General features: G+C 47.5%; 25 protein-coding genes. 2 read left to right on the top strand and 23 right to left on the bottom strand.

The window, feature by feature from the left end; translation table 11 throughout:
* Positions 1-83: 83 nt before the first annotated feature.
* Positions 84-1,415, top strand: a complete 1,332-nt coding sequence (gene xseA, locus A8L45_RS13425) for an exodeoxyribonuclease VII large subunit (protein ID WP_068903105.1) — start codon at positions 84-86, stop codon at positions 1,413-1,415.
* A 548-nt stretch (positions 1,416-1,963) separates the two neighbouring features.
* Here xseA and der read toward each other — a convergent pair.
* The 19 genes from der to trmJ all read right to left on the bottom strand — a co-directional run bounded on the left by der (position 1,964) and on the right by trmJ (position 19,324).
* Positions 1,964-3,460 (bottom strand): ribosome biogenesis GTPase Der, encoded by a 1,497-nt coding sequence (der, locus tag A8L45_RS13420; RefSeq protein ID WP_068903103.1) that lies wholly within the window; start codon positions 3,458-3,460, stop codon positions 1,964-1,966.
* Between the two features lie 95 nt (positions 3,461-3,555).
* Positions 3,556-4,719 carry an outer membrane protein assembly factor BamB gene (gene bamB, locus A8L45_RS13415; protein ID WP_489886351.1) on the bottom strand — a complete coding sequence of 388 codons (1,164 nt, stop codon included), beginning with the start codon at positions 4,717-4,719 and terminating at the stop codon, positions 3,556-3,558.
* 12 nt (positions 4,720-4,731) lie between these two features.
* Positions 4,732-5,334: a YfgM family protein gene (locus A8L45_RS13410; protein WP_068903098.1), complete on the bottom strand. Its 603-nt coding sequence runs from the start codon at positions 5,332-5,334 to the stop codon at positions 4,732-4,734.
* Positions 5,335-5,346: 12 nt separating this feature from the next.
* On the bottom strand, positions 5,347-6,615 hold the full coding sequence (gene hisS / locus A8L45_RS13405; protein WP_068903096.1) for a histidine--tRNA ligase: 1,269 nt from the start codon (positions 6,613-6,615) through the stop codon (positions 5,347-5,349).
* 64 nt (positions 6,616-6,679) lie between these two features.
* Positions 6,680-7,795, bottom strand: a complete 1,116-nt coding sequence (gene ispG / locus A8L45_RS13400) for a flavodoxin-dependent (E)-4-hydroxy-3-methylbut-2-enyl-diphosphate synthase (RefSeq protein WP_068903095.1) — start codon at positions 7,793-7,795, stop codon at positions 6,680-6,682.
* Between the two features lie 14 nt (positions 7,796-7,809).
* A complete protein-coding gene (rodZ, locus tag A8L45_RS13395; RefSeq protein ID WP_068903093.1) occupies positions 7,810-8,847 on the bottom strand; it encodes a cytoskeleton protein RodZ in 1,038 nt (345 codons plus the stop codon).
* Complete coding sequence (gene pilW / locus A8L45_RS13390; protein WP_068903091.1) at positions 8,837-9,595, bottom strand: type IV pilus biogenesis/stability protein PilW; 759 nt, start codon at positions 9,593-9,595, stop codon at positions 8,837-8,839. Before pilW ends, rodZ begins: the two co-directional genes overlap by 11 nt.
* Before the next feature lie 29 nt (positions 9,596-9,624).
* A complete protein-coding gene (gene rlmN / locus A8L45_RS13385) occupies positions 9,625-10,746 on the bottom strand; it encodes a dual-specificity RNA methyltransferase RlmN (protein WP_068903089.1) in 1,122 nt (373 codons plus the stop codon).
* 187 nt (positions 10,747-10,933) lie between these two features.
* Positions 10,934-11,365 carry a nucleoside-diphosphate kinase gene (gene ndk, locus A8L45_RS13380; RefSeq protein ID WP_068903087.1) on the bottom strand — a complete coding sequence of 144 codons (432 nt, stop codon included), beginning with the start codon at positions 11,363-11,365 and terminating at the stop codon, positions 10,934-10,936.
* Positions 11,366-11,506: 141 nt separating this feature from the next.
* Entirely contained in the window at positions 11,507-12,808 is a 1,302-nt protein-coding gene (pepB, locus tag A8L45_RS13375) for an aminopeptidase PepB (RefSeq protein WP_068903085.1), read from the bottom strand.
* Positions 12,809-12,997: 189 nt separating this feature from the next.
* Complete coding sequence (iscX, locus tag A8L45_RS13370) at positions 12,998-13,192, bottom strand: Fe-S cluster assembly protein IscX (protein ID WP_175401984.1); 195 nt, start codon at positions 13,190-13,192, stop codon at positions 12,998-13,000.
* A gap of 22 nt (positions 13,193-13,214) precedes the next feature.
* Complete coding sequence (fdx, locus tag A8L45_RS13365) at positions 13,215-13,553, bottom strand: ISC system 2Fe-2S type ferredoxin (protein ID WP_068903081.1); 339 nt, start codon at positions 13,551-13,553, stop codon at positions 13,215-13,217.
* Between the two features lie 2 nt (positions 13,554-13,555).
* Positions 13,556-15,406 (bottom strand): Fe-S protein assembly chaperone HscA, encoded by a 1,851-nt coding sequence (gene hscA / locus A8L45_RS13360; protein WP_068903079.1) that lies wholly within the window; start codon positions 15,404-15,406, stop codon positions 13,556-13,558.
* Between the two features lie 33 nt (positions 15,407-15,439).
* Positions 15,440-15,952, bottom strand: coding sequence for a co-chaperone HscB (gene hscB / locus A8L45_RS13355; RefSeq protein ID WP_068903077.1), 513 nt, complete (start codon positions 15,950-15,952; stop codon positions 15,440-15,442).
* Positions 15,953-15,965: 13 nt separating this feature from the next.
* Complete coding sequence (gene iscA / locus A8L45_RS13350) at positions 15,966-16,289, bottom strand: iron-sulfur cluster assembly protein IscA (RefSeq protein ID WP_068903075.1); 324 nt, start codon at positions 16,287-16,289, stop codon at positions 15,966-15,968.
* 25 nt (positions 16,290-16,314) lie between these two features.
* Positions 16,315-16,698 (bottom strand): Fe-S cluster assembly scaffold IscU, encoded by a 384-nt coding sequence (gene iscU, locus A8L45_RS13345; protein ID WP_068903074.1) that lies wholly within the window; start codon positions 16,696-16,698, stop codon positions 16,315-16,317.
* 28 nt (positions 16,699-16,726) lie between these two features.
* On the bottom strand, positions 16,727-17,941 hold the full coding sequence (locus A8L45_RS13340; RefSeq protein WP_068903071.1) for an IscS subfamily cysteine desulfurase: 1,215 nt from the start codon (positions 17,939-17,941) through the stop codon (positions 16,727-16,729).
* A gap of 33 nt (positions 17,942-17,974) precedes the next feature.
* Positions 17,975-18,499: a Fe-S cluster assembly transcriptional regulator IscR gene (gene iscR, locus A8L45_RS13335; protein ID WP_068903069.1), complete on the bottom strand. Its 525-nt coding sequence runs from the start codon at positions 18,497-18,499 to the stop codon at positions 17,975-17,977.
* A 96-nt stretch (positions 18,500-18,595) separates the two neighbouring features.
* Positions 18,596-19,324, bottom strand: coding sequence for a tRNA (cytosine(32)/uridine(32)-2'-O)-methyltransferase TrmJ (gene trmJ, locus A8L45_RS13330; RefSeq protein WP_068903067.1), 729 nt, complete (start codon positions 19,322-19,324; stop codon positions 18,596-18,598).
* Positions 19,325-19,521: 197 nt separating this feature from the next.
* Here trmJ and suhB point away from each other — a divergent pair, with 197 nt between their 5' ends.
* Entirely contained in the window at positions 19,522-20,325 is an 804-nt protein-coding gene (gene suhB, locus A8L45_RS13325) for an inositol-1-monophosphatase (RefSeq protein ID WP_068903066.1), read from the top strand.
* Between the two features lie 78 nt (positions 20,326-20,403).
* Here suhB and secF read toward each other — a convergent pair whose 3' ends face one another.
* Genes secF through tgt form a run of 4 tightly spaced genes read right to left on the bottom strand, consistent with a single transcriptional unit; the run spans position 20,404 to position 24,732 of the window.
* On the bottom strand, positions 20,404-21,351 hold the full coding sequence (gene secF, locus A8L45_RS13320) for a protein translocase subunit SecF (RefSeq protein WP_068903065.1): 948 nt from the start codon (positions 21,349-21,351) through the stop codon (positions 20,404-20,406).
* A gap of 11 nt (positions 21,352-21,362) precedes the next feature.
* On the bottom strand, positions 21,363-23,213 hold the full coding sequence (gene secD, locus A8L45_RS13315; RefSeq protein ID WP_083228336.1) for a protein translocase subunit SecD: 1,851 nt from the start codon (positions 23,211-23,213) through the stop codon (positions 21,363-21,365).
* Positions 23,214-23,239: 26 nt separating this feature from the next.
* Positions 23,240-23,569 (bottom strand): preprotein translocase subunit YajC, encoded by a 330-nt coding sequence (gene yajC / locus A8L45_RS13310; RefSeq protein WP_068903063.1) that lies wholly within the window; start codon positions 23,567-23,569, stop codon positions 23,240-23,242.
* Positions 23,570-23,604: 35 nt separating this feature from the next.
* Entirely contained in the window at positions 23,605-24,732 is a 1,128-nt protein-coding gene (gene tgt / locus A8L45_RS13305) for a tRNA guanosine(34) transglycosylase Tgt (protein ID WP_068903154.1), read from the bottom strand.
* Between the last annotated feature and the right edge of the window lie 68 nt (positions 24,733-24,800).

Below are 24,800 nucleotides of genomic sequence, written 5' to 3'. Positions count from 1 at the left end.
ACATTTTTACGAAAACGTTTGGCATAAAAAATTCAGCTAAGTAACATGCACCTATTAACAGCAAATTTCGGTTTTTAGTCCTCGTGAATACTGACAGCAACAGCCGCATATATACGGTTTCTCACCTCAATGCAGAAGTGCGTAGAGTCCTCGAAAATGAAATGGGTATCGTGTGGCTGGTTGGTGAAATCTCCAATCTGACCATTCCCACTTCAGGTCATTGGTACTTCACTTTGAAGGATAGTCAGGCACAGGCTAAGTGTGCAATGTTTCGCGGAAATAACCGTCGTGTGACGTTTAAGCCAGCCAACGGCAGCCAGGTACTCGTGCGGGCGCGCCTCTCTTTGTACGAGCCGCGAGGCGATTATCAGCTCGTTATTGAAAGCATGCAGCCTGAGGGCGAAGGACGTCTAAAACAGCAATTTGAAAAGCTGAAGATGAAGCTAGCCGCAGAAGGGCTTTTTGCTGCCTCGGAAAAAAGCACTTTGCCTGAGCAGCCAAAGTGTGTCGGCATAGTGACATCAAAAACGGGAGCTGCCCTACACGATATTCTTCAGGTGTTGAGGCGTCGTGACCCTTCCTTATCGGTCATTATTTATCCCACGTTGGTACAAGGTGAAGGAGCTGCGATTGAAATCGCACAGGCTATCGGCAGAGCAAATACACGTAATGAGTGTGATGTGCTGATTGTTGGCCGTGGTGGAGGCTCGATGGAAGACCTATGGTGCTTTAATGAGGAAATCGTTGCCCGTACTATCGCTGCCAGTCAAATTCCTATTGTAAGTGCGGTGGGCCATGAAGTGGATGTTACCATAGCCGATTTTGTCGCCGATGTCCGAGCCCCAACCCCTTCAGCAGCGGCTGAATTGGTCAGTCGGGATACCGGAACAAGAATTCAACAGTTACAACAACATGTTGAGGCATTGGAATTTTATACTGAACGCTACATTCAGGAACATAACAAACACCTGACCCAGTTGCAGCATAGACTGGCTATGCAAGACCCAAAGAAACAGATTGAACGTCAACAGCAGCAGGTGGATACACTCACGATGAGGCTGGAGCGTTCAATACAGCAACGCATGCAACGTGAAACACAGCACATTGAACGAAGTCATCAAGCACTGCTTCTCCATTCTCCAGCGAATACTGTTCAGCAGCAGCACAGTAAATTAGCCTTGATACAGCAGCGTCTTCAAGATGCAATGAACAGAAAGATGACCGCTGAGCGCCATGCACTTTCTTTAAAAATGGAAACCTTAGATGCCGTCAGTCCACTTGCAACCTTATCCCGCGGGTTCTCGGTGACTCAGTCTGCAAAAGGCAGTGTTATTCGTTCGGTCAATGATGTATCAGAGGGGGATACATTAGTTTCTATACTTCCTGATGGGAAAGTAAGGTCAAAAGTACTCTAAACGATACTTTGTCCTGTTTGCAGTATTTGGTACTTCTACACAATTTCTCCCTTTCACCTCAGTTTTTTAAGTGATTACGTCATAAACTCTTTGTGTTTATGACGATTTACTGTGCTCTTTTACCAGCAGAAAAAATGTGACATGCATTAACAGGATCATCGATGGATCCCTCGATCCAACCCGTTAATGCCCAATGTTCAGCGATCTCCCCTCAAAAGAATATTTATCAACACATATGCCGAAAGCATAAGTTACATATTCTGCATTTGGATTTTTAAAAGGATAAAAAACTAATTTTTAGTTTTTAAAAGCCACATTTAAGCTTTTTATAAATTGAAGTGATGAATTCAGTGATGATAATTTCAACAACTTAAATGCTGGTTAAAAGCTCCCGCAACAAGATCCTTTCGTATCACAACAAAAGTGATATAGATCACTTTAAATTGTAAATGACACTTGCTGATCTTTGATATTTTCGATGATTCTTGCCGTTTTCTCTCTTTAGATACAAAAAAGCCCGGCATAAGTGCCGGGCTTTCGTCGAATATTTACTTTTTATTTCGATTTTTTACCATATCCATCATGCGTTTTCGCTGACGAGTCTGAGAAACAGTCAGTTTTTCTTTTTTGTTCTCAAATGGATTATCACTACTCTGGAACTGAATACGAATCGGCGTACCAACAATTTCCAATGATTTACGGTAGTAGTTCATCAAATATCGTTTGTACGAATCTGGCAGTTCTCTCACCATGTTGCCATGAACAACGACGATAGGCGGGTTATAGCCACCTGCGTGTGCATATTTGAGCTTCACACGTCGGCCACGAATCATTGGAGGCTGATGATCATCCTGTGCCATTTTCATGATACGGGTCAGCATCGCAGTTCCTACGCGCTGAGTTGCCGATTTATACGCTTCCTGAATAGATTCAAACAGGTGACCGACACCAGTACCATGTAGTGCAGAGATAAAGTGAATACGGGCAAAGTCAACGAAACCTAAACGACGGTCCAGCTCAGACTTCACGCGGTCTTTTACATCACTGTCGAGGCCATCCCACTTGTTAACCACAATGACAATAGAACGTCCCGCATTCAACGCAAAACCCAAGAGGCTCAGGTCCTGATCGGAAATATTTTCACGTGCATCAATCACCAGCAATACGACGTTGGAATCTTCAATCGCCTTTAGCGTCTGGATAACAGAGAATTTCTCAACCTTATCGCTAACCCGCTTACGTCGACGAACACCCGCAGTATCGATGATGACATATTCTCGGCCATCTCGTTCCATAGGAATATATATAGAGTCGCGGGTAGTGCCCGGCATATCGTAAACAACAACGCGATCTTCACCGAGAATTCGGTTGGTCAGTGTTGATTTACCCACATTCGGACGGCCAATAATGCCAAATTTGATAGGCTGGTTCTGGAGACGTTGCAGGGCGTCTTCAGCCTGCTCTTCTGTTAGAACCTCGTCGTCGGTACCACTGTCACGCTCTGAGGTTAAGTCAATCAGACCATCCTCTTCGTCATCACCTTCTGACATCTCGTCAGCGACGGGCTTGAGTGCACGGTCGATCAATGCCGCGACGCCACGGCCATGAGCAGCAGCAATCTGGAACATATGCTCCATACCCAGTTGCCAGAATTCTGCACTGGCTGCATCAGCATCAATGCCATCAACTTTGTTGACGACGAGAAACGTGGTTTTCTCTCGTGACCTGAGATGCTGGGCAATCGCTTCATCCGATACTGTCAGGCCAGAACGACCGTCAACCATAAATAAAACGACATCAGCCTCTTCAATCGCAGCCAGCGACTGTTCGGCCATTTTGGTCTCAACACCCTCTTCTGTGCCATCAATACCTCCTGTATCGACAACAATGAATTCGTGCTCACCCAGATGGGCTTTTCCGTATTTACGATCCCTTGTTAATCCCGGAAAATCTGCAACCAACGCATCACGGGTACGCGTCAGTCGGTTGAAGAGTGTCGATTTCCCAACATTCGGACGCCCGACAAGGGCAACTACAGGAATCATAATGACCTCTAAATTCTTTACTACTTATGAATAACATCGGCTCCTGACCTTCACAGTCAGGAGCCGAACAATTTTATCGCCACTGGCTTTTCAGGTTATGGCGTCTGGAATTTTTTAAGCTTACCGTTGCGGGTCATCGTCAGATAACCATCGTCAAGAGCAATGGGTGCTACCGCAATACCGCTGTCATCTAACTTCTGCTGTGCAACAAAGTCACCAGAAAACGGGTCCAGCCAATGCAGATAGCCTTCGCTGTCGCCCACCACAATATAATTATCAATCACGGTTGGCGCTGTCAGCAACCTGTATTCCAACGAGGCATTTTTCCAGAGTTCGTTCCCACTCCGAGCATCTACTGCCACGATATGGTCTTTGGCAGTGATCAGAAAAATACGGTTACCTACGACGGTAAAATTGGTTGCAGAGCTGTAATTTCGACGCCAGCTAAGCTGCCCGTTAAGGATGTCCAAAGACACCAGCTGCCCATTGTAGCCAATTGCGAATAATCTATCACCTGCAATCACGGGTGAAGCATCGACATCAACAAGGCGGTCAATTTCTGTTGCACCTTTAGGCACGGCAATTGACCGCTGCCAGGCAACCTGACCTTGTGCAGATTGTGCAGCGGCAATACGACCGTTTGCCTGCCCCCACATCACGCCACCTCTTGCAACAACAGGCGCACTGTTGCCGCGTAGCGTCAGTGTCGGTACCTCTGATGGAATTGTCCATCTTACCTGGCCTGACTCTTCACCAACCGCGGTCAGTGAACCATTACTGGAATTGACAATCACCAGACCGCTGTCAATATCATAGGCTGGATGAGACAGGAGCTCGCCGCCGATATTAGCCTGCCACTTTTGCTCACCGGTTTCTTCATCTAAAGCAACCAGCACACCACGCTCGGTACCGATATAAACAGCACCGTCCGCAATGAGTATGCCACCAGACAGCAATGCTGGCTCACTATCGCCAAGGTTTACAGACCAGAGCACCTTACCACTTTCAGCATCCAGTGCTTTTACCAGACCGTCACGGTCCGCAGCAACAAGTTTACCCTCATCGAAGGCAGGGCTGAGTTCGCTGAAATAGTTTCCAACCCCTTCTCCTACCGATGCAGACCATTGCAGAGTCGGCTCGAAACGACTGTCCACCAGTGGGAGAGGGGCCATCTGGACAGCTTCCTCTTCACCTGCACAGCCTGCGAGAATACCCGTTAGCAGAGCCAGAGCGGCAATACGTTTAAATCCCTTACTCATCATGGTTTGACCTTATTGGGTGAGGTTGTCCAGCTTCATCTGAACCAGGGTGTTGTCAGCTGCTGCGATTGATGCAGCATAGGCATCACGTGCGCCTGCCAGATTTCCTTTTTTGACAAGGATATCACCGCGTAATTCGGCAACGTTGGCTTTCCAGCTATCAGCCGTTACTTTATCAAGCTCCGCCAGTGCTTCATCAAAGTTGCCTAACTCCGCCTCAACACGTGCCAGACGCGACGTTGCAACGGCTTTTAAAGCATCATCACCAGAGGACTGCACAACACGTAGTTGATCGGCAGCAGCAGTTAGTTCGCCCTTTTCAACTTGGCTCTTAGCCAGCTGCAGTGCTGCCAACGCCGCATAGGCCTGACCTTCATTTTGCTTGATAAAGTCTTCCGCGGCTTGCTGGCCGTCCCCTGCTGTCAGAGCAGATATCACCTTGTTGTAAGCATCAGATGCTTGTTCTTGTGCTGATATCGTTTCAGCCTGGTAATAACGCCAGCCATAAAGACCACCCAGACCCAGAACGGCGCCAAGGATCACAGCCTTTCCGTTTTCCTTGAACCACTTTTTAATCTCTTCGACTTGTTGTTCTTCTGTGGTATTGACGTCCACGTTTTGTCCTCTTTAAACCAATTGAGCCAGTTTGCTGGCTACTTCATCCTGTGAAATGGTCTGTTGCTCGCCACCTTTCAAATCTTTGAAAGTGACTTCACCATTAGCGACTTCGCTCTCGCCCAATACCAGAGCAACCGAAGCACCGACTTTGTCAGCACGCTTAAACTGCTTCTTAAAATTGCCACCACCGAAGTGGGTCATGACGCGAAGGCCTGGGACACTTTCTCTCAGCGTCTCAGCCATAGACATACCTGCTTTGAGTGTACCCTCGCCCATGGTGACAACATACACATCGACTGCAGGTCTGGTCTGATTCAATTCAAGCTCTTCAAGCATCAACACAAGGCGCTCAATACCTAAACCAAAACCTACACCCGGGGTTGCTTTCCCGCCGAGTTGTTCAACCAGTCCATCATAACGACCACCTCCGCAGACGGTTCCTTGAGCACCAAGGCTCTCAGTGATCCACTCAAATACGGTGCGGTTGTAGTAATCAAGGCCACGAACCAGACGCTCATTCACCTGATATTCGATACCTACATTGTCAAGGAGTTCACATAAACCTGTAAAATGTTCTTTAGACTCGTCATCCAAATATTCAGAGAGCTTAGGAGCATCAACAAGAACAGCCTGTATTTCTGGATTTTTAGTATCCAGTACACGTAACGGATTAGTGTGCATTCGGCGTTTACAGTCGTCATCTAACACAGACTCATGCTGCTCAAGGAATGCAATTAGCGCTTCACGGTAGTTTGCTCGTGCTTCCGGCGAACCGATTGAATTAAGTTCCAACCGGACATGCTTTTCGATACCCAGCTTACGCCACAGACGCGCTGTCAGCATGATGATTTCAGCATCGACGTCAGGCCCATTGAGACCAAACACCTCAACACCAAACTGGTGGAATTGACGATAACGGCCTTTCTGAGGACGCTCGTGACGGAACATAGGTCCCATATACCAAAGACGCTGCTCTTGATTGTAAAGCAGGCCATTTTCTATACCAGCACGCACACAACCCGCTGTACCTTCAGGTCGCAATGTCAGGCTATCGCCATTGCGATCATCAAAGGTATACATTTCTTTCTCAACAACATCGGTCACTTCACCGATGGCACGGCAGAACAGATGGGTTGATTCTACGATCGGCATGCGAATTTCGCTGTAGCCATAGGCACCGGCCACATCTCTCAATGCTATTTCTACTTTCTGCCATAATGGCGTTTGGCTTGGGAGGAAATCGTTCATTCCTCGGATTGCTTGAATTGTTTTCGCCACGTTTACTCTCGAAACCGATCTGTTTAAAAGGGAAAACGGTCGTCAGGGTCGACGGCCGTATTTGTTATTTCTGGGATATATCAATGCGATTGGCTGTATCCAGCATCGCTGCCTTGGCGCGAATCTTCGCTTCCAATTGATCAATAAGGTCGTCGTTAGTAAACCGCTCTTTCTGGCGTTTACCATCGTCATAATAGGCACTGCGCTTGTTACCACCCGCAACACCTATGTGAGAGACCTCAGCTTCACCTGGTCCGTTAACCACGCAACCGATAACAGAGACGTCCATCGGGATCACCACGTCTTCCAGACGCTGTTCCAGCTCATTCACTGTACCAATGACATCAAATTCTTGGCGTGAACATGTTGGACAGGCGATGAAATTAACTCCTCGGGAGCGGATCCTGAGCGACTTTAGAATATCAAAACCAACTTTGATTTCCTCGACAGGGTCGGCGGCCAGGGAGATGCGGAGAGTGTCACCGATACCTTCGCTGAGCAGCATACCTAAACCGACTGCAGATTTCACAGACCCGGCACGGGCACCGCCTGCCTCAGTAATACCGAGGTGCAAGGGCTGGTCAATTTTCTTTGCCAACTGTCGGTATGAATCAACCGCGAGAAAAACATCAGACGCTTTTACGCTCACCTTGAACTGGTCAAAGTTCAATCTATCAAGGATATCAACATGGCGCATGGCCGATTCGACCAAGGCTGCAGGCGTTGGTTCACCGTATTTTTCCTGAAGATCTCGTTCCAGCGAGCCGCCATTGACACCGATCCGAATAGGTATATTTTTGTCTCTGGCAGCATCAACCACTGAACGGATGCGTTGCTCATTACCTATATTGCCGGGATTGATACGTAAACAGTTAACCCCATATTCAGCCACTTTGAGTGCAATGCGATAGTCGAAGTGGATATCAGCCACAAGAGCCATATCTGTCAGCTGACGAATTTCTTTAAATGCCTCTGCGGCATCCATCGTAGGCACAGAGATACGCACTATATCAGCGCCAACTTTCTCGAGTGCTTTAATTTGTGCGACAGTCGCTTCAACATCCGTTGTTCGGGTATTTGTCATCGACTGTACTGCTATCGGAGCCCCACCCCCGACAGGAACATCACCGACATAAATCCGGGAAGATTTTCGGCGCTTTATTGGAGATTCTATGTGCATCAATTTACTCTAAATTACTTCGGAAGGCTGAACCGGGCTACCTTACCGGCAGGGAAACTGTTCATGTCGACCGATTTGCCATCGAAGGTCAGTTTCACTGCTTTGGGTGCACCCAACACCAATTTGAATGGTGGGGTTCCGGCCAGCTCAAGCGTATCTCCAGGTGATTTTATCCCTGTAGCAAGACGTTTACCACTGCCGTCACGTACTTCAATCCAGCAGTCTGCACTGAATGACATCACTAGCGGTGTCAGCCCGGATGTCTCAGATGAAGGCGTCTGACTCGCTGACTCATCACTTCCTGAGTTCAATACGCTTGATGTCTCATTTTCGTTCTGTGTTCTTTGTTCATCAACAACACTGGCTATTTCATTATTGTCAGCACTTGTGTCTGTAACAACAGCCGCATCCTCTTTGACAGCGACAGACTCTGCTTCGACTGAATCAGAGACTGGGATAGCAGAGATGCTTTCACCTGATGTCGTGTCTTCTTCATTCACACTGTCTGTTGACGGTGATGTCGGCTCTATACGGGTAACAGGCAGGGCAGATTCGCTCGGTTGTTCAGATTGCTCGTCTTTTGCAATAGGTTCCTGAGAGGTTATTTGCGATGCGGAAGCGTCTGATGCCTTGGCATTCTGATCTTGCCACCACCAGTAAGCTGACAAGCCAATAACAGCAACGAGAATAATCCAGGTAAGTGTCATCAGATGAGTATCTGATTTTTCCATTTTTGTTTTTCTGGAAAAACTCTGCATTTGCTGAACGTCAGGCTCAGCTGATTCATCACTGACATAACCCGACAACAGCTCATCAGCGTTAAGGCCAAGTAATTTTGAGTAGGAGCGAATGTAGCCGCGGGTAAAAGTTGGGATTTGATTGTCTGTATCTGTATTACTTTCCAGATCTTCGATCACTTTAACTCGAAGTCGTAGCCTATCTGCCACATCCTTCACCGAGAGTCCCATCGACTCCCGTGCATTTTTCAGAACTGTCCCCGGATGAGGTACATCCAAATCTATATCGTTGTTTTCGGTCTGTTCAGTATTCATTCGCTAGATACAGCCTATATTCTTTTGATTCCGGATATTGGCTAGCCAGTACTTTTGCATATTTTTCTACCTCCAACAGCCGATCCTGAGCAGATTCAAGCTTGATAGTCAGGTACAAACTGTCTGCACGATAACCATATCGCTTGTGAAAGTAAAAAAGACGCGATCTTGCTTGGTTATATTCACCATCCTTCAGCTCAAGCCTCACCAACTGAAGCGTTGAGACGACCCGATTCGGCTCATGTTTGAGTGCCTTATCAAACATCTCTTTGGCTTTAGCAACATCGCCAGCTTTCATCGCACATAGTGCCGCGTTTTCGTAACTTCCTGATGTTTTGTAATAGTATGGCTGAGCAATGGCTTTGGCAAATGCTGCCTGCGCTTCGTCATACCTTTTATAACGACATAAAAAAACGCCATAGTTATTCTGCACGTCTCCGTTTTTCGGCGAATAACGTAGCGCTTTCTTGTACTGCTTCTCTGCAAGTTTGATATCACCTGTCTTCTGCAACAGGTAAGCATAGGTCAGCAAAGAACGGTAATAAGTGGGAGCATGCTTCAGTGCCAACTCAATATTTTGTCGACCCTGCTGCCACTCTCCCGCTTTAAGATACCCCAAACCTAGTGAAATTCGGGATTCCGCTGCCTGAATGTTATCAAACTCTGGTTTATTTTGCTCTTCCTTAACTGTGACACACCCAGTCAATACTGAAATGATAAGAATCAAATAAACCCGAGTACGAAGCATAGCTTCTCCCTAATTAATCAATCTAAAATTCAGACTGACTTTACAGGGATTTGTTCCTTCATAGTCAGTCTGGTTTGCGTGCGTTTGGTTCGGTCTATGACCTCACCCACCAGCTGACCACATGCTGCATCGATGTCGTCACCCCGGGTTCTTCTCACTGTCACCGTGTATTCGTATTTCATCAACGTCTTCATAAATCTGTCGATGCGAGAGTTACTCGGTTTCTTGTATGGTGAACCAGGATAGGGGTTAAAGGGAATCAGGTTTATCTTTGCAGGCGTATCTTTTAATAGCTCTGCGAGCTGTCGCGCATGCTCCATGTCATCATTAACATGATCAAGGAGTATATATTCTACTGTCACTCGACCCCGGTTAGCATTTGACGACGCGATATAACGGCGAACACAGGCTAAGAAAGTATCAATATCATACCTGTCATTAATCGGCATGATCTGACTACGGAGGTCATCGGTCGGTGCGTGAAGAGAAATCGCCAGCGCAACATCAATGTTGCCTATCATTTTCTCCAAGCCCGATACCACACCTGACGTTGATACTGTGACGCGACGTTTTGAAAGACCAAAACCAAGGTCATCCAGCATCAAGTTAAGGGCTGGAAGCAAGTTTTTCACATTGAGGAGTGGCTCACCCATCCCCATCATCACCACATTAGTGATAGGACGGCGACCTGTTTCTTTTTCGACGCCTATCTCTTTGGCTGCACGCCAAACCTGACCAATAATTTCGGATACTTTGAGGTTTCGGTTGAAGCCTTGCTGAGCTGTTGAGCAAAACTTACAGTCAAGTGCACAACCAACCTGCGAAGAGACGCAAAGAGTGGCGCGATCATCATCAGGAATATAAACAGTTTCGACATCCTGATTACCAACACGCATTGCCCATTTAATGGTTCCATCGGAAGAGTGTTGTGCTTCGCTGACGTAAGGTGCGCGAATTTCGCAAACGGCTTTGAGTTTTTCACGAAGCTTCTTGTTCAGATTATTCATCTGATCGAAATCATCACAACCAAAATGGTAAATCCACTTCATCAGTTGATCAGCACGAAACGCTTTTTCGCCAAGCTCTTCAGCAAAGAAGGTGCGAAGTGCCTTTCGATCAAAATCAAGTAGATTAATTTTTTCCGTTGTCATCGGATTGCCTCGTGAAAGATAGTATTTGTTGGAAACAGACGTAATGCCGTGATGAAGGCGCGAAATTGTACAGCCTTTGTGATCGGGATGCCACCTGTTTACCTGAGTCGTTTTATACCCCGAATATTGAATAAATACAAAAAAGGGGAGTAAATACTCCCCTTAGTAAAGATTAGCCTGTCTGAGTTCAGTCTTCTCGGTCGCAAAGCTCGTCGGCTGCGAAAAAGTAGCTGATCTCGCGTTGTGCTGATTCTGGGCTGTCAGAACCATGAACAGAGTTGAACGTGTGGTTTACCGCGTAGTCAGCACGTAATGTGCCACGCGCTGCTTCTTCAGGGTTAGTTTTACCCATAAGTTCACGGTAACCAGCAATCGTATTTTCGCCTTCTAAGACCTGAACCATAATTGGCCCTGAGGTCATAAAGTTAACCAGTTTCTCAAAGAAAGGTTTGCCCTGGTGTTCTGCGTAAAAGCCTTCGGCCTGCTCACGCGTCAGGTGCAACATCTTTGCAGCAACGATACGGAAACCAGCATTCTCAATGCGCTGATAAATTGCGCCAATCAGATTACGCTGAACAGCATCTGGCTTAACGATTGAAAAAGTGCGCTCTAACGTCATTCTTTTTTCCTGCTTTCTATTTTTTCGGTGCCGCTACTCTATAGAATTACGGCAAAGTACCTGTCGCCGAAAGGTTAACAGAAGTCCCGCTATTGTCCCTAGAAGAGGATAGCGGAACCGTTAACTGGGTAAAAAATTGTATCAACGTACTGATTCATCAACCAGCAAACGTGCCAATGTCTTTACGCCCATGCCCGTCGCACCAACAGACCATTTATCATTACCTGCTTTACGATAGGTGCCTGAACAGTCAAAGTGCATCCAGCCATTTTTATAATTATCGACGAAATATGACAAAAATGCAGCTGCTGTACTTGCTCCCGGCATATATTGACCACTTGAGACATTCGCAAGGTCAGCAAAGTTAGATGGCAGCATATTGCGGTGAAAATCAGCCAACGGAAGTTGCCAGAAGTTTTCATCTTCCTGTTCCGCTGAAGCCATCAGTCGTTGCGATAACGCTTGGTCAAAGCTAAATAGTGCATGATAGTCATTACCCAGCGCCATTTTGGATGCACCAGTCAGCGTCGCACAGTCAATGATCAGAGATGGGTTTTGTTCACTTGCATAGAGAAGTCCATCCGCCAATACCAAGCGTCCCTCTGCGTCTGAGTTAAGCACTTCGACTGTTTTACCATTCTTATACGTGATCACATCACCCAGTTTGTAGGCGTTACTGGAGATCATGTTCTCAGCACAACACAGGATAAGCTTCACACGCTTGTTTAACCCACGACAGATAGCTAATCCAAGACTGCCCGCCGCCATGGCAGCGCCGCCCATATCTGCCTTCATAGATTCCATAAAACCAGAGGGTTTGATGCTGTAGCCACCTGAATCGAAGGTGATACCCTTACCGACAATACAGGCAAATACATCAGCATCGGCGTCGCCTGTTGGGTTATAGTCCAACTGCAACATAACTGGCTTCCTTGCAGAACCGCGACCAACGGTATGTACACCATTCCAGCCCTGCTCCAGCAAATCATTACCACTGACAATTTTGTAAGTGACCATGTCAGGGTTTTCAGCCAGTGATTTGACAAATTCTGCTGCACGGGAAGCCAGTTGTTGCGGGCCAACCTCTTCTGCAGTCTCATTGATGATGTTGCGAACCCAGTCGATAGTGCGGATTCGATCGTCCAACTCTTTACTGTCTGCCGCTTTTAATTTGGGTAACTCGACCGAGGAACCACTTTTTGTAGTGCGAAAACCTTGGTAGAAAGCCCAACATGATTCAAGTCCCCAATGCTTACCGCTCAGTGATACCTGCTTGATACCCTGCCCATTCAGTTTGCGGGCGGCTTTCTGAATAACATCCAGTTCATTGTCTTCATTCACGTGAACCGTAGCGCCCTTTCCTGAGAACGAAACAATGGCTTTTGCGCCCCAATGAGCAGCGGCGGGGTCAGTGGATAACGAGACAGACATCTTTTCAGTCATGAATAACTCCTTTTGTATCTTGCCCACAGACAATGCAGTGCGGCAAGCATTCGATCGGTACTTTCCGGCTAAGCAATTCGCGGGGCCGACCATCCTCAATGTATAATAAAGCGGGCATAGTGCCCGCTGTAGTAGTTGCTGATTACTCTGCCTGTAAATACGCGTTAAAACAAGCGCTTCACCCTGCAGTTAATCCATTTCATCCATCCAGCACAAAATAATGGCTTCAAGGATTTTTTCATTTGAACGATCTGGGTCGTCTGAAAAATCATCCAATTCCATTACCCAACGGTGTAAATCGGTGAAACGTACCGTCTTAGGATCGAGTTCTGGAAACTTGTCGACCAGTTCGATAGCAATATCACGCGAGTCGGTCCATGTCAGGCTCATTATTATTCTCCGATGATCAGTGATTTTCTGAAGCGTGGTTCAGGGTATAACGTGGGACTTCGACAACCAGATCTTCATCTGCAACCACAGCCTGACAACCGAGGCGTGATTCAGGCTCTAATCCCCATGCTTTATCAAGCATATCATCTTCGAGTTCAGTACTTTCTTCAAGTGAATCAAAACCTTCACGCACAACGACATGACAGGTCGTACAGGCACATGACTTCTCACATGCATGTTCGATATGGATGCCATTTTTTAGCGCAACATCCAGAACACTATCACCTGGACTTGCTTCCAGCACCGCGCCGTCTGGGCACAATTCTTGGTGCGGTAATACAATAATTTTTGGCATGATTAAACCTCATCAATCGAATGACCTGCCAGTGCTTCACGGATAGATTTATCCATCCGACGTGCAGCAAATTCCTGGCTAGCTTTATCTGTATCTTTAATCCCACGCTCTATTGCTGAGCCATCATCTTCGTTTCGCAACGCGATCAGACCTTCAATAGATTCGATCAGGGCTTTCTGCTCTCCATCTGACAGCAGCTCGTCACCGTCTTGCTGAATCGCAACAAGAAGGCCCTCAATTACCCGATCTGCCTCAACTCTCTGTTCAGCAAGGTATCGGGCATTTTTGTCATCTTCCGCATGGGTGAAAGACGACTTGATCATATTGGCTATTTCATCATCACTCAGGCCGTAAGATGGCTTCACCTGAATTGATGCAGCAACTTCAGTACTCTTTTCCATCGCAGTGACAGAGAGTAGTCCATCAGCGTCTACCTGATAAGTCACGCGGATATGTGCAGCACCAGCCACCATGGGAGGAATACCTTTCAGACTGAAATTAGCCAGCGAACGGCAATCATCAACCATTTCTCGCTCGCCCTGCACTACATGCACTTTCATGCCAGTCTGCCCATCTTTGAATGTCGTGAACTCCTGAGCACGGGCAACCGGGATCGTTGTATTGCGTGGGATAATTTTTTCTACCATTCCACCCATTGTTTCGATGCCCAGTGACAGCGGAATAACATCCAGAAGGAGCATTTCACTGTCAGGTTTGTTGCCGACAAGAATATCAGCTTGTGTCGCAGCACCCAAAGCAACCACTTTATCGGGGTCAAGACTTGTCAGAGGTGTTCTACCAAACATCTCGCCCACTTTTTCACGGACCAGAGGAACACGGGTTGAACCACCAACCATGACAACTTCGAGCACGTCCTCTGCCATCACACTCGCATCTTTCAATGCTCTGCGACAGGATAAGAGTGTCTTTTTGACCAGTGACATGATCAGAGAGTCAAATTCGCTACGCGTGATCTCACCCTGCCAACCAAGCACGTCAATGTTAGCGCTCGGAGAGTCACTCAGCGAAATTTTAGCAGCAGCAGCGGCGTTTAGTACCCGACGATAATCATCACCACTTAAGCTATTAAAGCCAGCCCTCTTAGCAATCCAATCCGCTACAAGATGGTCAAAGTCGTCACCACCCAATGCGGAGTCGCCGCCGGTCGCTAATACTTCGAATACACCTTTGCTGAGCTGAAGGATGGATATATCGAATGTGCCACCACCCAGATCGTAAACGGCAATCACACCTTCCTGACCGGAATCTAAGCCATAGGCAATTGCGGCCGCCGTTGGCTCATTGAGCAGGCGAAGTACATTTAATCCGGCAAGATTAGCGGCATCTTTGGTTCCAGCTCGCTGGGCGTCATCAAAGTATGCCGGAACAGTGATCACGACACCTTCAAGTTCGCCACCCAATGAAGCCACTGCACGTTCCTTCACTGTTGTAAGGATGTCAGCGGAAATTTGAATCGGGTTCTTTTGGCCCGCTCGGGTATTGATAAGAGGTAAACCGTTTTCAGACGCTTTCAGATCGTAGGGCAGCTGTTTGTAACGTGCCTGAACATCTTCCAACGAACGTCCCATCATGCGTTTGACTGAGACAACTGTGTTTGCACTGTCTGATTCGCTGAATGCTTTTGCTTCATTACCGACAGTGACAACATCATCACCATAGTGAACTATTGAGGGAATCAGTGCCTTACCAGCCTCATCGGTCAAGGTTCTTGCACTTCCACTCTGTACCGCTGCAACCAGCGTATTGGTTGTACCCAAGTCAATACCGACCGCAAGCTTATGCTCGTGCGGCGCGGTACTTTGGCCGGGTTCTGCAATTTGTAACAGTGCCATGTTTAATCCTGTTCTATCCAGTTGCCTTTATTATCAAAGCAACTGATCTTCAATGCGTTCAATTTCTTGCTTAAGCTTAACCACAAACTTGAGCTTTCGGACCTGATTAGCGGCATCTGGCCAGCGCTGCTCAGTTAATAATTGAGCTAGTTCGGCCAATAACTCACGGTAAAATGCCGCTACCTTGGTGTCAAAATCAAACAGGTCTGATTCTGGGTCTGAAGCATGAGCGATATCTTCTAGCTCCTCACGCAACTCCATTTGTTGCATCAGAAACTCGGGATCCTGCATGGTTTGTTGTTCGTCTTTCAGATCTACGCCATTCAAAGAAAGTAAGTATTCTGCCCGACGAACGGGGTCATTAAGAGTATGATAAGCATCGTTAATCTGCGCGGCCTTTTGTACCGCCAACAAACGATCTTGCTCCGAGGCCGTCACGAAACGGTCTGGATGAAACTTTCGCTGAAGTTCGCGAAAGCAGGAAGAAAGAGAGCTACCATCCAGCTCAAACTGACATGGTAGCCCAAATAATTCGAAATGATTCATGTCATCTCACGAGTTAGACGTTAAAGCTCTCGCCACAACCGCATTCACTGCTGACATTGGGGTTATTGAATTTGAAGCCTTCGTTCAACCCTTCTTTGGCAAAATCAAGTTCTGTACCATCCAGATAGACCATGCTTTTGGGGTCAATGATTACTTTCACGCCGGATTTTTCGAAAATCTCATCACCGTCTTGAAGCTCATCGACAAACTCAAGTACATAGGCCATCCCTGAACAGCCGGATGTCCGCACACCCAGACGCAATCCAATGCCTTTGCCGCGATTATCGAGATAACTTTTAACACGAGACGCGGCAGCGTCTGTCATGGTAATGGCCATAAATATCAATAACCTCTTTTACGTTTTATGCCTTGTGCTTGTTTTTATAGTCACTGACTGCGGCTTTAATTGCATCTTCAGCCAGAATAGAGCAGTGTACCTTTACAGGTGGCAACTCTAGCTCTTCAGCAATCTCTGCATTTTTAATACCAGCCGCCTCGTCAATTGACTTGCCTTTCACCCACTCAGTAACCAGTGAGCTAGATGCGATTGCCGAGCCACAACCGTAGGTTTTAAACTTCGCATCTTCAATGATGCCATCGTCATTTACCTTAATTTGCAGCTTCATTACGTCACCACAAGCAGGTGCGCCAACCATACCGCTACCAACATTTGGGTCATTTTTATCAAAAGACCCAACGTTGCGTGGGTTTTCGTAATGGTCGATTACTTTTTCGCTGTAAGCCATGATCTTATCCTCGAAGTCCTACAACTGCTTAGTGGTGTGCCCACTCAACAGTACTTAAATCAATACCTTCTTTGTACATATCCCACAGAGGCGACATGTCACGCAGCTTAACAACTGCTTCTCGAACTTGCGCAATAGCATAGTCCACTTCTTCTTCCGTGGTGAACCTACCAAATGAGAAACGAATCGAGCTATGAGCCAGTTCATCGTCAAGACCCAGAGCACGAAGCACGTACGATGGTTCAAGGCTTGCAGATGTACATGCAGAACCAGATGATACCGCCAGATCTTTCAGAGCCATCAGCAGAGATTCGCCTTCAACGAATGCAAAGCTGATGTTGAGGTTACCTGCAACGCGTTGTTCCAGATCACCATTCACATAAACTGCTTCTAAGTCTTTCACACCTTCGAAGAAACGCGTGCGCAACGCCAGAGAGTGAGCCTGGTCTTTTTCCAAGTCCTCTTTAGCAATTCGCATTGCTTCACCCATACCTACGATTTGGTGAGTAGGCAGGGTGCCAGAGCGCATTCCACGCTCATGACCGCCACCGTGCATCTGTGCTTCCAGACGAATACGTGGCTTACGACGTACATAAAGCGCGCCAATGCCCTTAGGGCCATAAAATTTGTGCGCACTCATAGAGATCAAGTCGACTTTGATTTCTTTAACGTCCAACGGCAACTTACCAATTGACTGAGCTGCGTCAACATGGAAGATGATTTTACGCTCACGACATAGTTCGCCAATTGCTGCTATGTCCTGAATCACGCCGATTTCGTTATTCACATGCATGACAGAGACAAGTACTGTGTCATCACGCATCGCTTCAGACAGCTTATTCATATCAATAAGGCCATTCGCTTCAGGCTCAAGGTAAGTTACCTCATAGCCTTCACGCTCAAGCTGTCTGCATGGATCTAGTACTGCTTTGTGTTCTGTTTTGCAGGTAATGATGTGCTTGCCCTTCTTACCGTAGAAGTTAGCCACACCTTTAATTGCCAGATTATTCGACTCAGTAGCACCTGATGTAAAAACGATCTCTCTCGGATCACCATTCAGATAATTTGCAATGTGTTCACGGGCTGTATCAACAGCTTCCTCCGCCTGCCACCCGAAACGGTGCGAGCGTGAAGCCGGATTACCGAAACATCCGTCCATGGTCATGTACTGAACCATTTTGTCTGCCACGCGCTTGTCAATCGGGCAGGTTGCAGAATAATCAAAATAAATAGGCAATTTCATTTGTTTCTCCAATGACTCCATCACGTCGTAAATTCAGGAGCGAAAGTCAACACCGACGATTTGGTGCTGTTCCTCGCTGCCGTTGGAGCTAAAACCATGTCGAACAGATGACGAGTTTTCCAGAGACATGTCCTGGCGCCCTGCGACCTGTTTGACTTCATTATCTTTCATCAGCTCACCGAGCGTGATGTCGTTCAAAAAGCTGCTGATTCGTGCACTCAAATCACGCCATAGCGTGTGCGTCAGACAGCGTGAACCGCCCTGACAGTCAGATTTACCCTGACATTTGGTCGCATCAACAGACTCATCAACAGCGGCAATGACCATACCCACTGCGATTTCACTTGCTTCCAGACCCAGTCTATATCCTCCACCCGGTCCTCGTACACTAGAAACTAGTCCAGCTTTACGAAGACGGGAGAATAACTGTTCCAGATACGAAAGTGAAATGCCTTGTCGCTCAGAAATATCTGCCAAAGGCACAGGCCCAAGATCAGAATGTAACGCAACATCAAGCATTGCAGTGACGGCATATCTGCCTTTAGAAGTCAGTCTCATATCACAGTACCCGCAGGAAAATTTATGATTTGAGTCTGACATACCCGACCTTTTTGGTCAAGTATTTACCTTACTAAAACAGTCAGGTTTTAATTTTTACATTTTACCCTTAAACAGTTTATCTACGGACGATAAAATTCCCCGTAAGATATTGAGTTCTTGGCTCTCTGGACGAGCCCGGTTGAACAAACGACGAAGCTTCGCCATCACCATTCCGGGATGCTGTTTGTTAATGAACCCGGTATTGTAAAGAACCGACTCAAGGTGAGTGTAAAAACGCTCAAGGTCTTCAGTTAGTGGATAGGGCTGCTCCTTAACCTCACCTTGGTAGGCTTGCGATGCCAACCATGCCATTCTCACCTCGTAACTCAGGATCTGCACTGCCATCGCCAGATTCAGTGAGCTATATTCGGGGTTAGCGTCAACCGCAACATGAAAGTGACAACGCTGTAATTCTTCATTGGTGAGTCCGGTGCGCTCGCGACCAAACACAATAGCAACTGGATAGGATGTTGACTCTTGTACCGCCTTTTCGCCGCATTCACGAGAGTTAAGCATCGGCCACTCTAAAGTACGGCTACGCGCACTGGTCCCTACGACCAAACCACAGTCGGCCACTGCCTCCCCGAGGTTGCTCACAACACGCGCATTATTGGCGATATCACTGGCGCCTGCAGCGAGGGCGATGGCTTGACCGTCAACAGTACACTCGGGTGCCACAAGAACCATATTCTTGAGTCCCATTACTTTCATTGCACGAGCGGCCGAGCCGATGTTGCCGGAATGCGTGGTTCCGACCATAACAATTCGGATATTTTCTAACATTGCTAAACCAGAGTTGTGTGCCAGTTTCGTGAGGCAGGATTAAAAACGGCAGGATGTTATCATAAAGGCGAAAGTTTTGCCTGATTTTGCTCTCTACAGCACCAACAAACGAGCAAAAAATAACCGCTTCCCTTTTGGTTCGAGTTTGCCTATACTCCCCCCGCTTTTCGTTCTTTAACATCCGTTGGGAAATTTGTATGCATCCAATGCTAAACATTGCCATTCGCGCCGCGCGAAAGGCTGGCGACTTTATCGCAAAATCTGCTGAAAACACTGATAACGTTGAAACGTCTCAGAAAGGAACGAATGACTTCGTTACCAATATCGATCAGGGCGCTGAACAGATCATCATCGATGTGATCAAAAAGTCTTATCCTGAGCACAATATTATTGCCGAAGAGTCTGGCGTTGTGTCTGGTAAAGACGCAGATTACCAATGGATCATCGACCCACTGGATGGAACGACTAACTTCGTTAAGAGCTTGCCTCACTTCTCAGTTTCTATCGCTCTGCGCATCAAAGGCCGCACGGAAGTTGCCTGTGTCTATGATCCAATCCGTAATGAACTCTTCAGTGCTCAACGTGGCGCTGGTGCTCAGCTTAACAGCAAACGTATCCGCGTTGGCGTAAGCAAAGACCTTGGCGGTACCATTCTGGCGACTGGTTTCCCGTTCAAAGCGAAACAACATTCAGAAAGCTACGTAAACATTGTTAGCGCATTGTTCGTTGATTGTGCTGACTTCCGCCGTACAGGCTCTGCAGCACTGGACCTTTGCTACGTTGCTGCCGGACGTGTTGATGGTTTCTTTGAGCTGGGACTGAAGCCATGGGATATGGCTGCTGGTGAACTAATTGCCCGTGAAGCAGGTGCTTTGTGTACTGACTTCTCTGGTGCAACTGCCTACATGCAGTCTGGAAATATCGTTGCTGCAAATCCAAAAGTGCTGAAAGGCATTCTTGGTAAGATTCGTGAAAACGCGAACGAAGCAATGATGAAATAATTGGCTAGACCAGCCAGTAAGAAAAAAGCGGCTCATAGCCGCTTTTTTTGTGTCTTCAATTTGACGTTCAGCCTGATATTAAGGCATTGATTCAAACTCTTCACCCTCTTTTGTCACCTCTGGAACCAGCAGGTGCTCGCGGGTGATACCCAGTTTGAGCGCCAGTGCCGAAGCAACATAGATAGACGAGTAAGTACCGACGGTTATACCAATCAACAGCGCCATAGCAAAGCCATGGATCATCTGCCCACCCTGAGTGAACAGAGCAATAACCACAAACAACGTCGTTCCTGAAGTGATGAGCGTACGGCTCAGCGTCTGAGAAATCGAGGCATTCATGATCTCAGCCGGACTTCCCTTACGCATCTTGCGGAAATTCTCACGAATTCGGTCAAAGACGACAATGGTATCGTTCAGCGAGTAACCGACAACGGTCAACAGCGCCGCAACAATAGTTAAGTCAACTTCGACCTGTAACAGAGAGAAGATCCCAATCGTTATGATCACGTCATGCGCCAGTGCAAGAACCGCACCTGCAGCAAGACGCCACTCAAAACGAACAGAGACGTACAGCAAAATACAGATCAGGGAGACAAGGATGGCAAGCCCACCCGCCTCGGCCAGTTCATCACCGACATTCGGTCCAACGAACTCAATCCGACGCATTTCGACATTTTGACCAGTGCCGGATTTGATGGCTTCAATGATTTTCCCACCAAGCTCCTCACCATTCATGTTGTCACGTGGACGCAGGCGAACCATGACATCTGTTGCTGTACCGAAGTTCTGCACAACAGCGTCACCGAAGCCGTTTGCTTCAAGCGATTGACGAATCTGAGGCAGGTCAGCGGGTTGTTCGAAACCCACTTCAATCAGGGTACCGCCTGTAAAGTCCAGACCCCAGTTAAGCCATTTTGTCGATACAGTGGCGACAGCGGCAGCTATCATCAATGCCGAGAGCAAAAAGGCACCTTTGGACCAACGCATAAAGTTGATCGAGATGTCGTTCTTCAATAATTGAAACATTCAATCTACCCCTATATCGACAGCTTGTTGATGCGTTTGCCACCATACACCAGATTTACCAGTGCACGGGTTCCAACGATAGCGGTGAACATTGATGTCAGAATACCGATAGATAAAGTTACCGCGAAGCCTTTAATGGCACCGGTACCCACAGCAAAGAGAATCAACGCAGTGATCAGCGTAGTGATGTTTGCATCCGCAATTGTACTGAATGCGTTACTGTATCCCTGATCGATAGCTTGCTGAGGGTTACGTCCCTCTCGAAGCTCTTCGCGTATCCGCTCAAAAATAAGCACGTTGGCATCAACAGCCATACCGACAGTCAACACAATACCCGCAATCCCCGGTAGGGTCATGGTCGCTCCCGGGATCATAGACATGACACCAATGATCAGAACAAGGTTTGCCAGCAATGCCAGATTGGCAAAAAGACCAAAGCGGCGGTAGTAAACCAGCGTAAACAACATGACAGCAATCAGGCCAGTGATACAGGCAGTGATCCCCATATCGACATTCTGTTGTCCCATAGAAGGACCGATAGTACGCTCCTGAACAATGGAAATCGGCGCAATCAATGCACCGGCACGGAGCAGTATTGCTAGGTTGTGCGCTTCTGCCTGACTGTCAATTCCTGTAATACGGAATGAACGACCAAGCGCGCTCTGAATGGTTGCCTGATTAATCACTTCTTCGTGTTTAGTCAGAATGACCTTGCCGTTTTTATCGCGCTTGCCAGAGTCTTTGTATTCAATGAACAAGGTGGCCATGAGCTTACCAACATTGTTCTTACTGAAAGCACCCATCTTGTTACCACCTTCGCTGTCTAGCGAGATGTTAACTTGAGGACGACCGTATTCATCGCGGCTTGAGCTGGCATCGGTGATATGGGTACCACCAAGGATAACGCGTTTCTTGAGGACAGTAACCGCACCATCACGGGTGTTCTTCACTTCGCTACCTGCAGGAACACGTCCAGCGGCTGCGGCTGCGCGGTCAGCACTTGAGTCTACCTCACGGAATTCCAGCGATGCAGTGGCACCAAGAATTTCCTTAGCCTGTGCAGTGTCCTGAACGCCCGGCAACTCAACAACAATACGGTTTGCGCCCTGGCGCTGAACCAGAGGCTCTGCAACACCAAGTTCGTTTACGCGGTTACGTAAAATCGTGATGTTTTGTGCCACGGCTTCATTGCGCAACTCTTTCATGCGATCATCAGTAAACACAGCAGTTACCGTGCGTTTTGACTCATCTGCGGTGAACAGCATGTCAGGGTTGAGTTTAGCGAGTTCTTTTTCCGCTTTTTCTACGTCTTCAACTTTACGCAGAACAACTTCAACACTTTGATCTTTGGTCGTGCGAATACCACGGTAACGGATCTTAGCTTCGCGTAATTCCGATCGGAACGCGTCCTCTTGCTGCCTGAGAAGTTTTTCCGTTGCCGCGTCCATATCAACTTCCATCAGGAAGTGAATACCGCCGCGCAAGTCCAAACCGAGTTTCATTGGACTGCCGCCGATGGATTCGAGCCACTCAGGTGTGGAGGGGGCGAGGTTTAACGCTACAACAGCCTCTTTACCCAAACCACGGTTGAGAATGTCGCGGGCTTCAATTTGGGTATCGGTGTCTTTAAAACGAATCAGGACTGTTCCGTTTTCAAGTGCGATTGATTTGTAGGTAAGGCCGCTCTCGGAGAGGGTCGCTTTGGCAGAGTCCAGAGTAGAGAGATCTGCCGAGGCGCCACGCGCCCCGGAGATTTGCACCGCTGGATCTTCGCCGTATATATTGGGAAGTGCATACAAAACGCCAACCGTAATGATCAGCGCTAACATGATGTACTTCCACAAAGGATATCGGTTCAGCACAGCTTTGATCCTTTATGGTTGCTTAATTACAGTGACTTCAGAGTGCCTTTTGGCAGAACGGCAGTCACAAAGTCCTTCTTAATAGTCACTTCATTGTTGTCATTCAATGCAATAACAATGAAGTCGCTGTCATCAGCGATTTTAGTGATTTTACCAACCAAGCCACCACCGGTTAGGACTTCATCGCCCTTGCCCATTGATGACATTAGGTCTTTGTGCTCTTTCACTCGCTTCGCCTGAGGGCGGTAGATCATGAAGTAGAAAATGACCGCGAACAGACCTAACATGATGAAAAGTTGCATGCCGCCACCCTGCGGAGCGCCTTCGCCTGCTGCGTACGCTTGTGAAATAAACATTCGTTTACGTCCTCGTTTATGTTTACGTTATTAAATTAATCTTCTTTCAGCGGTGGCACATCCCGACCACGTCGCGCATAAAAGTCCTCTACGAAGGCATCCAATTTACCCTCGTCGATAGCCTTACGCAAACCTTCCATCAGTAATTGATAGTGACGCAGGTTGTGAATCGTGTTCAGACGGGCACCGAGAATTTCATTACAGCGATCAAGATGATGCAAGTAAGCCTTACTGTAGTTGCGGCAAGTGTAACAGTCACACTCAGAATCGAGAGGGCTGGTATCGCTTTTGTGTTTCGCATTACGGATCTTGATCACACCATCACTGACAAACAAATGTCCGTTGCGAGCATTTCGGGTTGGCATCACGCAGTCGAACATATCGACACCACGACGAACACCCTCAACCAGATCTTCAGGCTTACCGACACCCATCAGATATCTTGGTTTATCTTCAGGCAGTTGCGGGCAAGTATGCTCCAATACACGGTGCATATCTTCTTTCGGCTCGCCGACAGCCAGACCACCCACAGCGTAACCATCGAAACCGATTTCTGTCAGACCTTTGACGGAGACATCACGGAGATCTTCATATACAGAGCCTTGAACAATACCAAAAAGGGCATTTTTATTTTCAAGTTTATCGTGATGAACACGGCTACGTTTTGCCCAGCGCAGGCTCATTTCCATCGATTTCTGCGCTTCATCATGTGTCGCTGGGTACGGCGTACACTCGTCAAAAATCATGACAACATCTGAGCCCAGATCGCGCTGAATCTCCATTGATTTTTCGGCATCCATGAAGATTTTATCGCCATTCACCGGGTTACGGAAATGTACGCCTTCTTCAGTGATTTTCCGAATATCGCCCAAACTGAACACCTGAAAGCCGCCAGAGTCAGTGAGGATAGGACCCTGCCAGTTCATAAAGTCATGCAGATCGCCATGCATTTTCATGACTTCCTGCCCAGGTCGCAGCCATAGGTGGAAAGTATTGCCCAGAAGAATCTGAGCACCGGTCTCTTTGACTTCTTCCGGCGTCATGCCTTTTACTGTGCCATAGGTGCCGACAGGCATAAATGCTGGCGTTTCTACCGTTCCACGTTCAAAAACCAGACGGCCGCGTCGTGCACGGCCATCTTTCTTGATTAATTCGTATTTCAAATTGCCTCCAATGTGCCAGAGAAACAGTCTGGCGGTCGGTTCAGACAGCAATACCTGCCTGTTATAAT

This window comes from Veronia pacifica (assembly GCF_001707825.1).
Lineage (GTDB): Bacteria > Pseudomonadota > Gammaproteobacteria > Enterobacterales > Vibrionaceae > Veronia > Veronia pacifica.
This window is presented reverse-complemented; position numbering and strand designations above follow the sequence as displayed.